The organism is Serratia sp. 506_PEND, assembly GCF_001076875.1.
Lineage (GTDB): Bacteria > Pseudomonadota > Gammaproteobacteria > Enterobacterales > Enterobacteriaceae > Serratia > Serratia marcescens.
Genome location: NZ_JVEL01000343.1, coordinates 1 through 515, shown reverse-complemented (window position 1 = coordinate 515; position 515 = coordinate 1). Strand labels below are relative to the sequence as shown.

Genomic DNA, 515 nt, shown 5'->3' with positions numbered 1-515 from the left:
GGGCTCTATGACATGGGATTAAGTGGCTCAGAGTGGGTGAATGACTGGTATGCATCAGATTATTACTCTCACTCCCCTGTGAAAGATCCTAAAGGACCTTCAAATGGTACTAAAAAAGTATTGCGGGGTTATGTTGGTGGTGACAGTCAATACGCCCTGACCATGTTCAGACAATCGTCACTGCCTATACCCAAAATCGACGAAGACGATGATTACGAGAAGTATGGGGTTGGTCCACAATATGTATTTCGCTGTGTGACTAATTATTAAACTTTCACTGGTTCGATTTTTTATGCTAATGAAAATGTACGGAAAATACATTGATTACCTGATTCGACGTCAGAGGGATAAGAATGAATCAATTTGGCATTGTTGTTTCCGTTGCAGTATGCCTGCTGACTGGATGTGATCGCGAAAACTCAGATTCCAATAAAAAAATAACTAAAGCCCTGGTAGATAAATCCGCTGCAAACATGATCCACGTACAGGGAGGGGAGTTTTTAATGGGGGACTTT

General features: G+C 41.6%; 1 pseudogene. It reads left to right on the top strand.

The window, feature by feature from the left end:
• A pseudogene (locus ADK28_RS30020) lies at nucleotides 1–270 on the top strand (formylglycine-generating enzyme family protein); the annotation flags it as partial.
• Nucleotides 271–515: the final 245 nt, after the last annotated feature.